This window comes from Mycobacterium branderi (assembly GCF_010728725.1).
GTDB classification, from domain to species: Bacteria; Actinomycetota; Actinomycetes; order Mycobacteriales; family Mycobacteriaceae; genus Mycobacterium; species Mycobacterium branderi.
In genome coordinates, this window is the sequence record NZ_AP022606.1 from 3,931,274 (window position 1) to 3,944,831 (window position 13,558).

At 64.2% G+C, this 13,558-nt stretch carries 14 protein-coding genes and 1 pseudogene; 5 read left to right on the forward strand and 10 right to left on the reverse strand.

All coding sequences use genetic code 11. The features are described 5' to 3' along the window. Positions 1-5 precede the first annotated feature (5 nt). From G6N47_RS19150 to G6N47_RS19185, 8 genes and pseudogenes are all read right to left on the reverse strand, one after another. A pseudogene (locus tag G6N47_RS19150) lies at positions 6-532 on the reverse strand (cupin domain-containing protein). Positions 533-552: 20 nt separating this feature from the next. Beyond that, positions 553-1,053 carry a Dps family protein gene (locus G6N47_RS19155; RefSeq protein WP_083132027.1) on the reverse strand — a complete coding sequence of 167 codons (501 nt, stop codon included), beginning with the start codon at positions 1,051-1,053 and terminating at the stop codon, positions 553-555. Beyond that, positions 1,022-1,627, reverse strand: coding sequence for an NAD(P)H-dependent oxidoreductase (locus tag G6N47_RS19160; RefSeq protein WP_083132028.1), 606 nt, complete (start codon positions 1,625-1,627; stop codon positions 1,022-1,024). The genes G6N47_RS19155 and G6N47_RS19160 overlap by 32 nt, the downstream gene beginning before the upstream one ends. 272 nt (positions 1,628-1,899) lie before the next feature. Beyond that, positions 1,900-2,757 carry an SDR family NAD(P)-dependent oxidoreductase gene (locus G6N47_RS19165; RefSeq protein WP_083132029.1) on the reverse strand — a complete coding sequence of 286 codons (858 nt, stop codon included), beginning with the start codon at positions 2,755-2,757 and terminating at the stop codon, positions 1,900-1,902. 22 nt (positions 2,758-2,779) lie between these two features. Beyond that, entirely contained in the window at positions 2,780-4,336 is a 1,557-nt protein-coding gene (locus tag G6N47_RS19170; protein ID WP_139799514.1) for a GMC family oxidoreductase, read from the reverse strand. Between the two features lie 45 nt (positions 4,337-4,381). Continuing rightward, positions 4,382-4,864 (reverse strand): cupin domain-containing protein, encoded by a 483-nt coding sequence (locus G6N47_RS19175; RefSeq protein WP_083132030.1) that lies wholly within the window; start codon positions 4,862-4,864, stop codon positions 4,382-4,384. A 76-nt stretch (positions 4,865-4,940) separates the two neighbouring features. After that, positions 4,941-5,588, reverse strand: coding sequence for an HD domain-containing protein (locus G6N47_RS19180; RefSeq protein WP_083132031.1), 648 nt, complete (start codon positions 5,586-5,588; stop codon positions 4,941-4,943). Continuing rightward, positions 5,585-6,295, reverse strand: coding sequence for an SDR family oxidoreductase (locus tag G6N47_RS19185; RefSeq protein WP_083132157.1), 711 nt, complete (start codon positions 6,293-6,295; stop codon positions 5,585-5,587). Before G6N47_RS19185 ends, G6N47_RS19180 begins: the two co-directional genes overlap by 4 nt. 77 nt (positions 6,296-6,372) lie before the next feature. Between G6N47_RS19185 and G6N47_RS19190 the strand changes: the two genes are divergently transcribed. Beyond that, positions 6,373-7,386, forward strand: a complete 1,014-nt coding sequence (locus G6N47_RS19190) for a GlxA family transcriptional regulator (protein ID WP_083132032.1) — start codon at positions 6,373-6,375, stop codon at positions 7,384-7,386. 17 nt (positions 7,387-7,403) lie between these two features. On the opposite strand, the gene G6N47_RS19195 is transcribed toward G6N47_RS19190, so the two are convergent. Continuing rightward, positions 7,404-8,105, reverse strand: a complete 702-nt coding sequence (locus G6N47_RS19195) for an Rv0518 family GDSL lipase (protein WP_232080243.1) — start codon at positions 8,103-8,105, stop codon at positions 7,404-7,406. A gap of 87 nt (positions 8,106-8,192) precedes the next feature. After that, a complete protein-coding gene (locus G6N47_RS19200; RefSeq protein ID WP_083132033.1) occupies positions 8,193-9,434 on the reverse strand; it encodes an acyltransferase family protein in 1,242 nt (413 codons plus the stop codon). Between the two features lie 199 nt (positions 9,435-9,633). On the opposite strand from G6N47_RS19200, the gene G6N47_RS19205 reads away from it, so the two are divergent. The 4 genes from G6N47_RS19205 (at position 9,634) to G6N47_RS19220 (ending at position 13,555) form a co-directional block, all read left to right on the forward strand. Continuing rightward, positions 9,634-10,056 (forward strand): Fur family transcriptional regulator, encoded by a 423-nt coding sequence (locus tag G6N47_RS19205; RefSeq protein WP_083132034.1) that lies wholly within the window; start codon positions 9,634-9,636, stop codon positions 10,054-10,056. Positions 10,057-10,148: 92 nt separating this feature from the next. Beyond that, positions 10,149-12,269 (forward strand): catalase/peroxidase HPI, encoded by a 2,121-nt coding sequence (gene katG / locus G6N47_RS19210; RefSeq protein WP_083132035.1) that lies wholly within the window; start codon positions 10,149-10,151, stop codon positions 12,267-12,269. 254 nt (positions 12,270-12,523) lie between these two features. Then, complete coding sequence (locus tag G6N47_RS19215) at positions 12,524-12,982, forward strand: STAS domain-containing protein (protein ID WP_083132036.1); 459 nt, start codon at positions 12,524-12,526, stop codon at positions 12,980-12,982. Between the two features lie 36 nt (positions 12,983-13,018). Further along, positions 13,019-13,555, forward strand: coding sequence for a hypothetical protein (locus tag G6N47_RS19220; protein ID WP_083132037.1), 537 nt, complete (start codon positions 13,019-13,021; stop codon positions 13,553-13,555). The last annotated feature ends 3 nt before the right edge of the window (positions 13,556-13,558 follow it).

Sequence of the window (13,558 nt, forward strand, 5' to 3'; positions counted from 1 at the left end):
ACGACTCAGTGGGTGGGCTGCTTGAGCCCATATCTGTCTATGACGTCGTCCAGCCAGTCCGGTGTCCCGTAAGTGATTCCGTATTTTTCTGCGAGGGCGAGGAATTCGGGTAACTCGTGCAGCTTGGCGTCGGCCGGATGCGCGGCCATCAGATTGCTGAGCTCTCGAAAGTAGTTCTCGAACCCGCCCGGGGTGATGACCTCGATGATGCGGCCGGGCTTGTTGCCGGCGTTCCACATCGCATGCATTTCCCCGCGCGGCTTGGTGATGTAGCCCCCAGGCCCGAGGACCACCTCGGTGTCGTCGGAGCGGAAGCCGATCTTGCCCGCGATGACAATCGAGTGCTCGTCCTCACGGGTGTGCCGGTGCGGCGCGGTGATTGACCCCACCTCGAATGGATGCTCAACGATGGCCACCTCGCCGCCGTTATCGGAGCTGGACAGCTTGAACACGGCACCAAAACCCGGCAGCGCCCGGTGTCTCCCTCCCCCGGCTGCACCACGGTCACTTGAGTGCGGGATACGGCGGTCATTTCGGATACCTCCCTTCGGCTTACGCTGTGCCGTTTTCCGATTTGAGCAGCCAGGCCTCTTTTTCGAGGTCGTCGATGATGGCGTGCAGCAAATCGGCGGTCGAAGGATCGGCCGCATCGACATCGTCGTGCACGGTGCGCAAGGTGCCCACGACGGCGTAGATCCGGTTGGTGATCATGTCGACGGCTTCGGCGGCGTTGAGTAGACCAGGCGCTACGGAGGGAACCGTTGTGGTGGCAACGACCGTGTCAGAGCGCCCATCTGGAACCGCGTCCAGTGCCCGCATCCGTTCAGCGATCGTGTCGCTGGCTTCGCGCGCGGTATCAACGATGCTGTCGAGCTGCAGATGCAGGTCGCGGAAGTTCGTGCCGACCAGATTCCAGTGCGCTTGCTTGCCCTGCAGGTGTAGTTCGATCAAATCGACGAGCACCGCTTGCAGGTCCGTGAACAAGCTGGCCGGGCCGTGAAACGACTGGATGTCGCCGGCATCACGACGGTTGGCTGACAGTGACATTGTCATGGCGTACTCCTTTAGTTATGGGTTGGGGTTGGGCCGCCGAGGCAAGAGCAGCCAGGACGCTGGGCAGCTTGGCGATGATTTCCTCGTCGCATACGGGAGGGGTGTCAGCAAACCGCGTCGCCGCGCAGGGCACCGACAGAGCGACGTCGTCGAGCACGGTCGCGCCGGCAACGCGGGCCGTCTTGCGGGCGTCGTCGTGAGCCCATGCCCCGCCATAGCGTCCGCCGGAGGTGCCGATGACGACGACAGGCTTCTCGCAGATGGCTCCCCCAGGGTGAGGGCGTGAGGTCCAGTCGATGGCATTCTTCGGCGCCGGAGGGACTGTTCCGTTGTATTCCGGGGTAACAATCAGCAGCGCGTCTGCCGACCGCACCGCCTCACGCAGCGCTTCCGCCGACGGCGGAATGGCGCCGGGCCGGTCGAGGTCTTCGTTGTAGTAGGGCACCGCGGCGAGATTTTCGTAGATTTCGACCTCGAGGCCCTCGGGCGCGAGCTTGACGGCTGCCTCGGCGAGCTGGCGGTTGAAAGAACCGGCTCGCAGGCTGCCCACCAAGGCCAGAATTCGGGTGGTCATCGCGAGTCCTTCCGTCGTGAATCAACAAGAGCTTGCTGCGAACCGGCGCTCGATCGCATCCGCCGGTGGCTAGTCATCGTGGCCAACTTGCCCGCGTCGCAAAAGCAACAACCGATCCACGATTGGTGTTGTGCACTCACAGCTCCAGTGTCGGTTCCGCGATGGCTTGGGCGCTGGCGGCGACGGGACATCTTTCCCACAACTAGCGACATCACGCGGCCGCATGTCTGCACCGGTGATGTGGGGTGCCAGTCACCGTTGGCCGGCGTCTTTTATTTCCGAACAGCATCCGGATCAACCGCTGAAGTTGATGGTGTGCGCATGCGGTGCATTACGTCGCCCACGAAACGTATGCGTCGTCGTCGTGGCAGGAGTGCCAGCGAGGTTACGAGAAACCTCGCACGAAACCCCGGAACGACGGTGGCGCGTTTGCCCAGTGCTGCGATGGCGGCCTCGGCGACAGCCTCCGGTGTGGTCGCCGATTCGTACTTCAGGCCCGCTCGAGCCGCAAACGCAGTGTGTACGGGACCAGGTACCACCGACAGCACATCGATTCCCCGTGGCGCCAACTCGTTGTGCAAGCCTTCCGCGAGGATGGCTGCATAGGCTTTGGTTGCGGCATAGGTGCTGACCCATGGAACGCCCTGTCGGCCAAGGATCGACCCGAACAGCATGATGCCACCGTGGTCTCTATCGGTCAGTCTGCGGGCGAAGGTGTGCGCGAGGCGGGTGACGGCGGTGACGTTGAGACAGACCATTTCCAGCTGGCTGGCCAGCGCCGCGTCGGCAAATGGCCCACTGGTGGCAAACCCTGCGGCAAGGGCGACCAGCCCGATATCCATCTGCTGTGTTTGCTGCTCGAGTTGGTCGACACCGGGTGGCTGCGTGAGATCGGCGGCGACGACACGGGTCTGAACTCCGTATGTCGCAGCGAGGTCACGGGCGATCGCCAGGAGCTGTTCACGGCGCCGCGCCGCCAGGACGACATTAACGCCACGGGCGGCGATCTGGGTGGCCAGCGCTTTACCGATCCCATCGCTGGATCCGGTGACTAGCGCCCACGGTCCATAGTCCGCACGAAACCGTTGGTGGCGGCTCGTATTCGCTTGCTTTCTTGTTGACGTTGTCATGCATCTACTTTCGTGAGGTCATTCATGACCGGTACTCCGCTTTAATAATGTCGCTGGCGCGTTCACCGATGACGACACACGGGGCCATGGTGTTGCCGGTGGTGATGCGCGGCATAATCGAGGCGTCAGCGATTCGAAGCCCTTCTACTCCATAGACTTTGAGATCGCCATCGACGACCGACATGTCATCGCGTCCCATTTTCGCCGTGCAGGACTGGTGCCAGTAGCTGGTCGCCCCGGTGCGGATGAAGCGGTCGAGGTCGCTACCGGTGAGGTCACCCGGCATTACCTCACGTTTGGTGAAGCGCCGCAGCGGTGCTGAGTTTCCGATTTCGCGGCATAGCTCAACACAGGCGAGCGCAGCAGTGAGATCGTCGTCGTGCGTCAACATGTTGTCCTCGATGGCCACTGGGTCGCACGGATTGGGACCGGTAAGCCGGACGCGACCCCGGCTCTTCGGCCGTAGCACCCCGGCGCAGGCTGTCCACCCGTGTTCGGGTATGCGGTAGATTGCGGCGTTTTCTGGGCTGGACAACGGGAACTCTGCGAAGCAGATTTGCAGGTCGGGTGCCTCGAGGCCTGGGTCACTCTTCCAGAACACGGTTGTCTCACCCCCGTTGTTGTGCGGTACAAGCGGGTCCCGGGTTTCCCATACACAGTGGATGCACGGATGGTTTTGGTAGTTCTGTCCGACGCCGGGCAGATGCGACACCACCGGAATCCCAAACCTCTGCAGCTCGGCAGCATCGCCGATGCCCGACTGCATGAGCACCTTTGGTGTATTGATGGCGCCCAGCGAAATGACCACTTCGCTTGCTGCGGTAACGCTGTGGATCGATCCGCCGTGGGAAAATTCCACCGCCGTGATCCGGTTTTTCTGGGTGGCCAACCGTGTCACTATCGCGCCAGTGAGAACAGTTAGGTTTGGCCGGTGCAAGTGCGGGTAGACATAGGAACGGAACATCGACGGCCGCGATCTATCGCGCAAAATCAGATCCAGGATCGATACACCGCCTTCGCCTTCCATCATGGCGCCGTTATTACTTTGGTAGCTGGGGATTCCTAGCGATCGCGCACCCTCGATGATGGCCGTGGCGACCGGATTGGGGTCGGGTGCGGTCGTAACGAACACGGGTCCGCCGGCACCGCGGTAGTCGGCGTCGCACGCGCCCTGCCAGTCTTCAATCCGGCGGTAGATGTCGAGCACCGACTGATGGCCCCAGGACTCGTCACCCGCCTGGGCCGCAAAGTAATCCCAGTCGCTGTGATGTCCTCGCGCCCAAGCCATTACGTTGATGCTCGATCCCCCGCCCAGCACCTTGCCCATGGACAGCGGGATCGATCGGCCGTTGAGATGAGGATTTGGCTGTGAGACAAAGCCCCAGTCGCGCTCGCTGCCCAAGTTGAGCGGCCATTGGGAAGGATCCTGGACGGCAGGCACATCGTCGGTGCCGCCAGCCTCCAGCAATAGCACGGTCACGTCAGGGTTTTCGGCTAAGCGGCCCGCGAGAACCGATCCGGACGAGCCAGATCCGCACACCACGAAGTGGTACTGTGGCGCAACGCCAGTCGGCAGCACTCTAAGTTCTCCGATTAATGGAAGGTTTGACTTTCGCGCGGCTCGTCACGCTGTGAGTGTCGACGGTATGCCGACCGCTGCATTTTCTTCAGGTGTTGCCAGTCGGTATCCGTAACGGCCGGCAATCTCGGCGAAGCGGGCTAGATCTTGGGCAGTGGGTGGCGGGGAACCCGCAGGTCGGCCAACTTCGCGAAAGAAGCTGCCCATACGCGCCGTCGTGATAACCAGGTTGACGGCTGGTTCTTCGGAGATGTTGCGGAGGGCGTGCACAACGTCGCCCGGCACCCGGATGTAATCGCCGGCTTGGGTGTCACGCCAATCCATGCTGCCGTCGTTCTGGACAAGTACTTCGTATCTGCCGGCGACGACATAAAAGTCTCCAAAATCCTCGTGACTGTGCAGCGGCACCATGGTCCCGGGAGGCATGACTACACGCATGACACAGAACTGCCTGTCGTCCTCCGGTGTCATGAACTCAACGATGGCTCCGAAAACATCCAACGCTTGGCTGTCCTTGGCTGGTGTCATGGTTGTCTTTCCCTTTCTTGGGCGCTCGGATGTGTCCGTGCTGCCGCGTCGTAGGCGGTGGAATCGATTGGTGGGGCTATTCGGGCCAGCTGCTGTTCAGGATGATGTCGACGAAGTTATCCCGGATGAATGCGGGGTCGAAGTGCGCGAGCACGTCGGCGTTCATGGTGCCGTAGGTCGTTTGCGGACGGTGCCTCATGCCGTCGTTGAATGCCTGCAGGATACGGTTTTTGAAGTCCGGACGCGGATGGGCAGAGGTGACCGCGGCGAGAGCCTCGGGCGAAAGGTCTTCGCGGCCGGCGCCAACCACGTCGGTTTCGACACCCGCGGTGACCAAGGCGATTTCGGGATCGAGAAACTCCGGTATTCCCGGCGTGGTGTGCAGTGCGATGCCCAACCACACTTTGGCGGCGTCGGCCTCGTCGACGCCGCGCTGCAGCAAGAATTCGCGTGCCGCGTTGGCGCCGTCGACCTCGAAGCGCAGGGCGGACGTTCGGTACCGCGGCGTCAGCCCCAGGTCGTGAAACATGGCTGCGACGTATAGCAACTCGAGATCTGGCTGCAATCCGCGACGGCGGCCGTGCAGCGCGCCGAACAGAAAGACTCGGCGAGAATGGTTGAACAGCAAGTCGTCTTCGGCATCACGAATGAGGTCCGTGGTCTCGCGTACCAGTGGCGAATCGGGAATGACGATGCCGGCTATCCTCGGCAGCTCGGTGTTCATGCGGCGATGCTCCCGCCTCCGTCGACGCGCAGGATTTGACCGGTGATGTATCCGGCGTCGTCATCGAGGAGAAAACAAATCGCGTGGGCGATTTCTCGTGGCGTGCCGACCCGGTGCAGCGGAATGCGTTGCAGGAAGCTGGCTTCGCGCTCGGAGCCCACCGGGCTGCGTTGCCGGTACATCTCGGTTTCGGTGGGCCCGGGCGCCACTGCGTTCACCGTGACGCCACTGGAGGCGAGCTCGCCGGCCCAGATCCGCGTGCACGGCTCGAGCGCTGCCTTGGCAGCGGCGTATGGGGTGCGCTCCGGTGTGCCGAGCGTGGTCAAGCTCGTCACGTTGACGACGCGGCCCCATCCTGCGGCGATCATGCCCGGCAGCGCCGCCTGCACAACCTGAATCGCGGTGCGCACATTGAGGTCGTAGGTGTCGAACAGGCGGTCGAGGTCGATCGACCCGATTCGTCCGAAGTTGGCGAAACCGACGTTGTTCACCACCGCGTCGACGGCGGTCTCTGCGATGATTTTGTCGAGCGCCGCCGCTGTGGCGGCCCGGTCGGTCACGTCGACCTCGTATAACTGCCCGGGAAAATCAGTGGGCGTGGTGCGGGCCAGGCCGATCGGTTCGTGGCCGCCGTCGGCCAGCCGGTCGGCCACCGCGCGGCCGATGCCTTTCGATGCTCCGGTGATCAAAACCCGTCGCGACGGCATGGAGGACTCCTCGAAATCGTGGTGGCGGTCGGCCTGGAGCCAGTCTGGCGTCGCCAAGCACAGATCGGCCACGACCGATGAGTCGTGAATCCCACAAAAAGCGACACAATGGGTTGGTGGCAGAAGTCGGGGATGGTTCGCGGGTCGTGGTGATCGTCGTCTTCGACGACGTCACCCTGCTGGATGTCGCCGGAGCGGCTGAAGTCTTCGCAGAAGCCAACCGTTTCGGCGGTGACTACCGCATCAAAATCGCATCGGTGGACGGCCGTGACGTGACGACCTCGATCGGGACCCGGTTGGGCGTCACCGACAGCATTTCGTCGATCGAATCCGCCGACACCGTAATGGTTGCCGGCAGTGACGATCTGGTCAGGCGGCCGCTCGATCCCGGGCTCGTCGAAGCCGTCAGATCGGTGGCGGACCGGACCCGGCGGCTGGCATCCATTTGCACCGGATCGTTCATTCTCGCGCAGGCCGGCCTGCTCAACGGCAGACGCGCCACCACGCATTGGCGCGACGCCGGGTTGCTGGCCCGCGCCTTCCCCGATATCGCCGTCGAACCGGACGCGATTTACGTGCGTGACGGCGATGTCTTCACCTCGGCCGGAATCTCCTCAGGCATCGACCTCGCATTGGCATTGGTCGAAATGGACTACGGCACAGAGTTGGTCCGCGATGTAGCGCGGTGGTTGGTCGTGTATCTCAAACGCGCGGGCGGGCAATCGCAATTCTCGGCGCTGGTCGAGGCGCATCCGCCGGCCCAGTCGCCGCTTCGTGCGGTTACCGACGCGATCGCCGCTGATCCGGCAGCCGACCACGACGTGAAAACGCTTGCCGCACGGGCGTCTTTGAGCACGCGCCAGCTGACCCGACTGTTTCAGTCCGAGCTGGGCACTACTCCGGCCCGCCATGTCGAGATGGTGCGCATCGACGCCGCACGCGCCGCTTTGGACGCCGGTCGCAGTGTCAGCGAGACCGCCCGCATGGCGGGTTTCGGCAGCACTGAAACGCTTCGGCGGGTATTCGTCAGTCGCCTCGGCGTGTCACCGAAGGCTTACCGCGACAGGTTCCGCACGGCGGCGCGAGAGTGACGGCGGGCCTTCTGAATTCAGGTCATCCGGGGCAACTGCGCGCGGATCAGCGGCGCGATCTTGTCCGCCATGTACTGATGCCCGGCGTCGGTGGGGTGGACGCCGTCGGGGCCGATCAGGTCGGGCTTGCCGACGAACCAATGCTCTGCGATCGGATCGACCCAGGTGGCACCCATGGCTCGGGCTTGGTCCCCGACGATGTCGCGAACCTGCAACACGGCTTCGGGCGGATCAGCGGTCGGCCACGGCGGACCGATCACCAGAAGTCTTGCCGCCGGGGCCGTGCGGTGCGCCAGATCCAGTGTGTCATGGGCCATTTGGCCGAGAAGCTCGGGTTCGACGCCCTGGTCGTTGCGCGAGCCGAAAAACACCACCAGCGCGTCGTTGGGCCGCACCGTCCTGGCGGTCAGGTCCTCGAAAACGCTGCCGTGGTCGCCGCGCACCGCATATCCGGCTCTGCCTTCGGACGCCACATCGGGTGCGATCTGCACTCCCTGCCGGGCGAGACTGACCCACGCGCGCGCGGTCCACGCCTTCGATCCCAGGCCGCCCTCGTCGGTGCCGGTGGTGTACGAGTCCCCGATGACGGCGACGTGGTTGACCGCGGAACCTAGAGTGAGTGTTCGGTAGGGCGGCGCCGGCGCCCGGTATTCGCTGACCATCCCGATCATGCCGATCGCAAAGGCCAGTGAGACGACAAACGCGGCCAGGCGACCCACCCTTACCTCCACTGTTCAATACATCGTCGAGCGTGCGCCGTGTTAGCGGCATCGTATGAGGAAAAACTCGGAATTCGACGCGATCAGCTAGCCAGCGCGCATGGCAATCGCCTTGCTGCGCTCTTCGCGGGCGCCGTCGATCGGTTGGAGTTTGGCCTTCACCGGGCCGGCGCTCAGGTCGACTTGCGGCTCCGTTCCAGGGGCTCCGACGTCGACCATCCGGCGCATCCACCGGCGTGCGGGCTCTTCCACGAAGTGGAACAGCACGACCGCAATGACCGTGGCGATCGCGAGCAGGCCGACCACCATCAGCTTGCCCCCGGCACCATGCAGCGTGAGCTCAAACTGGCGCGCAGCCCAAATCCAGGCGGTGTGCACCAATTCGTGAACCATGTACAGGCAAAACGAGATCTCGCCGCCGAACACCATGGCCCGCACGGACAGCATCCGCGGCAGGCTGCCGGTTCCCATCGCGAGCGTCATCACCAACGGCACGAACAGCACGTCGACAATGCCGCCGCTGTCGATGACTCCCGGTATCGGAAAGGCATCGAGCAGGTACAACAAGCCCACGATGGCCGCGGTGAGCAGCAGGGAAACGTACCCGGCCCCGCGCCGCGCACGGTCAGTAAGGCGCAGCCGCATCACGGCCGCTGCAACCAGTGCTCCCGCCGTGAACTGCATGACGATGCGCGGCAACCAGCTCCACGGCGTGTAGAACTGGCCGCTGGCCAACAACAGAAAGACCGGCGGCAGCGAGGCGCCGAACGCCAGGAAGACCAGGCTGCGGGCTCGCGTCGCGTGCGCCATCCGGAAGATCACCAGCACCAGCGCACCGAACAGCAGATACGCCAACCATTCGGCGCTGATCGACCAGGCCGGGCCATCCCAGCTCGATCCGTCGAAGTACGGCTGGAACCACAGCTGAACGAGCAGGACCTGGCGGACGTAGCTGATGGCGGTCAGTCGGCTCACGTCCTCCGACGGCACATGTCCGACGTGCAGCGTGAAGATCCACCACGCGGCGGCCAAGTGCAGGGTGACCAAATAGACCGGCCAGACGCGTGCCAGCCGCAGCCACAGGAAGTGCAGTGTGGCGCGGGTGGACCATGACCAGCCCATCCGGTCCAGATAGTTCCAGGTCAGCACGAAACCGCTGAGGATGAAGAACAGGTCGACGCCCTGCGCGCCGCAGTTGAGTACCGGTGCGAGCGCGTCGCTGAAGTCGGGTGCCGACTCCCGCAGCAGCGGGCGGAAGTGGAACAGCACTACCCACACGGCGGCGATGATGCGAAGACCGGTAAGGGCCTTGATATCTCCGCTGCGCACAACACTCTTTCCGGGACGTCACTGCTGGTTTCGTTCGCGCCACTACGTCGGCGGGCCGGGCAGGGCCGCCTCTCACGCGGCAGCGTCTCGGAGAGTACCAGCGGCGATCGCGAGCGCGGCGCAGGCGCACGCGTCGGAACGCCGGGACACAGCCCCGCAAAGTATTGACTCATTCCAGAAAAGGGGCAAGATTCCTACTGTGTCCTCGAGTCGGGATTACGCGGAGCAACTGCGTATGGCCGACCTGCGCGTGACCCGCCCAAGGCTTGCAGTTCTGCAGGCCGTGCAGGAGCATCCGCACGCCGACACCGAGACCATCTTCGAAGCGGTGCGCTTCGGCCTCCCCAAGGTGTCCCGCCAGGCCGTCTACGACGTCCTGGCCGCGCTGACCGGTGCGGGTCTGGTGCGACGGATCCAACCGTCCGGGCACGTGGCTCGCTACGAGTCGCGGGTCGCCGATAACCACCACCATCTCGTCTGCCGCTCATGCGGAGCGATCGCGGACGTCGACTGTGCCGTCGGAGAGGCGCCGTGCCTCATCCCGGCGGACGATAACGGCTTCTGCCTCGACGAGGCCGAGGTCATCTATTGGGGTTTGTGCCCCGACTGCTCGACCTCCTGATCACCTATTCACCTACCCCCGAAAGGAAGCACCCGGTGTCAGAAAGCGAAAACCCGGCAATCCCCTCCCCGACCCCGACGGCGCACCGGCCCATGACCAACCGGGACTGGTGGCCCAACCAGCCGGATCTGTCGGTTCTGAAAAAGCATGCGCCCCAGGCCAATCCGATGGGAAGCGACTTCAACTACGCGGAGGAGTTCAAAAAGCTCGACCTGGAGGCGCTCAAGCGCGACCTCATTGAGGTGATGACGACCTCGCAGGACTGGTGGCCCGCCGACTACGGCCACTACGGCCCGATGTTCATCCGGATGAGCTGGCATGCCGCCGGCACCTACCGTATCCACGACGGCCGCGGTGGCGGCGGCGAAGGCGCCCAGCGCTTTGCACCGCTGAACAGCTGGCCGGACAACGTGATCCTGGACAAGGCCCGTCGGCTGCTGTGGCCCGTCAAGAAGAAGTACGGCAAGCAGATCTCCTGGGCCGACCTGATCATCTTCGCCGGCAACTGTGCCTATGAATCCATGGGGTTCAAGACGTTCGGTTTCGGCTTCGGCCGGGAGGACATCTACGAGCCCGACGAGATCTTCTGGGGCCCGGAAGACACCTGGCTCGGCGACGAGCGCTACAGCGGCGACCGGGACCTGCACCCGCCTTTCGCCGCCGTGCAGATGGGTCTGATCTACGTCAACCCGGAGGGCCCCAACGGCGAGCCGGATCCGCTCAAGGCGGCCATCGACATTCGGGAGACGTTCGGCCGGATGGCGATGAACGACGTCGAGACCGCGGCGCTGATCGTCGGCGGCCACACGGTCGGCAAGACGCACGGCGCCGGCCCGGCCGATTTGGTCGGTCCCGAACCGGAGGCGGCCCCGATCGAGCAGCAGGGCCTGGGCTGGAAGAGCGCGTTCGGCACCGGCAAGGGCCGCGACGCGATCGGCAGCGGCCTGGAGGTGGTCTGGACGCCCACCCCGACGAAGTGGGACAACAGCTACCTGGAGACGCTGTACGGCTACGAGTGGGAGTTGACCAAGAGCCCGGCCGACTGCTGGCAGTGGACCGCCAAGGACGCCGAAGAAGTGATCCCCGATCCCTTCGACAAGTCGGCGAAGCGCAAACCGACGATGCTGACAACCGACCTGTCGCTGCGGATGGATCCCATCTACGGGAAGATCACCCGTCGCTGGCTGGACCACCCCGAGGAGTTGGAAGAAGAGTTCGCCAAGGCGTGGTACAAGCTGTTGCACCGCGACATGGGACCGATCTCCCGCTACCTCGGCCCGTGGGTTGCCGAGCCGCAGCTGTGGCAGGACCCGGTACCTGCCGTCGACCACAAGTTGATCGACGACAACGACATCGCCGCCCTGAAGAGCAAGCTGCTCGAATCGGGGTTGTCCATCCCGCAGCTGGTGTCCACCGCGTGGGCCTCGGCGGCAAGTTTCCGCGGCACCGACAAGCGCGGCGGCGCCAACGGTGCTCGGATTCGCCTTGCGCCGCAGAAGGATTGGGAGATCAACAGCCCGGCTGAGCTGGCCAAGGTGCTGCCGGTGCTCGAGAAGGTGCAGCAGGACTTCAACGCCTCGTTGTCCGGCGGCAAGAAGGTCTCGCTCGCCGACGTGATCGTGCTGGGCGGCTGCGCGGCCGTCGAGCAGGCGGCGAAAAAGGCCGGGTTCGACATCACGGTGCCGTTCGCGCCCGGGCGCACCGACGCCACGCAGGAGCAGACCGACGTGGAGTCGTTCGCTGTGCTCGAACCGAAGGCCGACGGGTTCCGCAACTATCTGCGACGCGGCGAGAAGTTGTCGCCGGAGACCCTTCTGGTGGACCGCGCCTACATGCTGAACCTCACGGCACCGGAGATGACGGTCTTGGTCGGCGGCATGCGGGCACTGGGCGCCAACTACGGCCAAACCAAGCATGGCGTCTTCACGGACCGGCCCGAGACGTTGACCAACGACTTCTTCGTCAACCTGCTCGACATGGGCACCGAATGGAAGCCGTCACAGTCGACCGAGAACGTCTACGAGGGTCGCGACCGCGCCACCGGTGACCTCAAGTGGACGGCGACGGCGGCGGACCTGGTGTTCGGCTCGAGCTCGCAGCTGCGGGCTCTCGCCGAGGTCTACGGCGCCGACGACGCGCAGGAGAAGTTCGTGGTCGACTTCGTGGCCGCGTGGAACAAGGTGATGAACCTGGACCGGTTCGACCTCGCCTGATCGGCGTCTAAACCAGCGGCACCCCGTGAGCTAAGCAGGCTCGCGGGGTGCCGTGCCGTTCACGAACCAGACGTCCTCCTCGACAAGGTTGCGGCTGCGCCAGCGTTTCGGTGTGCTACCCGAAAGTTCTTTCTTAGCAAAGTATTAAGCGTTGCACCCGGTGACCTTAGAGTAGCCCATTAGCGTCGCGATCAGGTTGAGGTCAATTCCTTGGCCGTGTATTTCAGCAACCTGATTGAGAAGTGAGGCCGCTCATGACCGAATCGCTTGGTACGTCAGGTTCCTACGTCACGCCGCGCTACGGCAGTCCGGTGATCGACTGCGGTGGTGCAAAGGTTCGCGCGCAGTGCCGCCACCTGGCGACCGTGGTGACGATCAGCGGTGCGGTCGACGCGATGAACGTCGAGCGGGTCAGTGAGTACAGCAGGCATTTCGTTCTGCCCGACAAGCCCATCGTTCTGGATTTGAGCGGCGTGGATTGCCTGGCCTCCGAAGGCATTCGCCTGCTGTACCGCATCGACGACGACTGCCGCGCCGCTGGAGTCGAGTGGGCACTGATCGCAAGTCCGGCGGTCAGCCGAGTGCTGCAGATCACCAATGAAGACGGCATGTTCCCCACCGCCGAGTCGGTGCACGAAGCGCTGCATTGCTTCGCCGATGCCATCTCCGCGCGCCGCCGGCTGCTGATGCCGCTGCTGAACAAGACCGCGTAACGTCGCAGGCCACCGCGCCGCCACACGTTTCTCGGTATGCTGCTGGTCGTGAGGTCAAAACCATTAGCGCTTGCCGCCGCGGCGCTTCTTCTCGCGGGTTGGGGCGTGACCTCCGGCGTTGCGGCCGCCGACCCGACGCCGTCCCCGCAGCCGCACCAGCCGGGTCCCAAGCAACCGGGACCTGGTCCCGGTCCGGCGCAGCCTCCGCCCGGGCAACCGCAGGCTCAGGGGCAGCCGAAAACGACCATCGACCACGACGGCAAGTATGTCGTGGGCACGGACATCGCCCCCGGCGTCTACACGTCGGCGGGCCCGGTCAACAAGGGCGCGTGCTACTGGAAGCGGCTCGGCAGCGGCGACGACGGTAACGAGATCCTCGACAGCGCGATGACCAAGAAGCCTCAGGTCGTGCAGATCGAGGCCACTGACAAAGCGTTCAAGACCGACGGCTGCCAGCCCTGGCAGAAGAACGACTCGGCGACTCCCGATACGGGCCGGTCGCCTGCCGAAACCAAGGCGGGAATGGACATTCTCAACGGCATTCTCAACGGAGCGCAACCGCCGAAGTCCTGATCG

Excerpts from the sequence above, each read along its gene's own strand:
- G6N47_RS19175 (WP_083132030.1), bottom strand. The coding sequence starts at position 4,864 with ATGACACCAGCCAAGGACAGCCAAGCGTTGGATGTTTTCGGAGCCATC.
- G6N47_RS19190 (WP_083132032.1), top strand. The coding sequence starts at position 6,373 with ATGAGTCGTGAATCCCACAAAAAGCGACACAATGGGTTGGTGGCAGAA.
- G6N47_RS19215 (WP_083132036.1), top strand. The coding sequence starts at position 12,524 with ATGACCGAATCGCTTGGTACGTCAGGTTCCTACGTCACGCCGCGCTAC.
- G6N47_RS19180 (WP_083132031.1), bottom strand. The coding sequence starts at position 5,588 with ATGAACACCGAGCTGCCGAGGATAGCCGGCATCGTCATTCCCGATTCG.
- G6N47_RS19185 (WP_083132157.1), bottom strand. The coding sequence starts at position 6,295 with ATGCCGTCGCGACGGGTTTTGATCACCGGAGCATCGAAAGGCATCGGC.
- G6N47_RS19155 (WP_083132027.1), bottom strand. The coding sequence starts at position 1,053 with ATGACAATGTCACTGTCAGCCAACCGTCGTGATGCCGGCGACATCCAG.
- katG (WP_083132035.1), top strand. The coding sequence starts at position 10,149 with ATGACCAACCGGGACTGGTGGCCCAACCAGCCGGATCTGTCGGTTCTG.
- G6N47_RS19165 (WP_083132029.1), bottom strand. The coding sequence starts at position 2,757 with ATGACAACGTCAACAAGAAAGCAAGCGAATACGAGCCGCCACCAACGG.
- G6N47_RS19160 (WP_083132028.1), bottom strand. The coding sequence starts at position 1,627 with ATGACCACCCGAATTCTGGCCTTGGTGGGCAGCCTGCGAGCCGGTTCT.
- G6N47_RS19220 (WP_083132037.1), top strand. The coding sequence starts at position 13,019 with ATGCTGCTGGTCGTGAGGTCAAAACCATTAGCGCTTGCCGCCGCGGCG.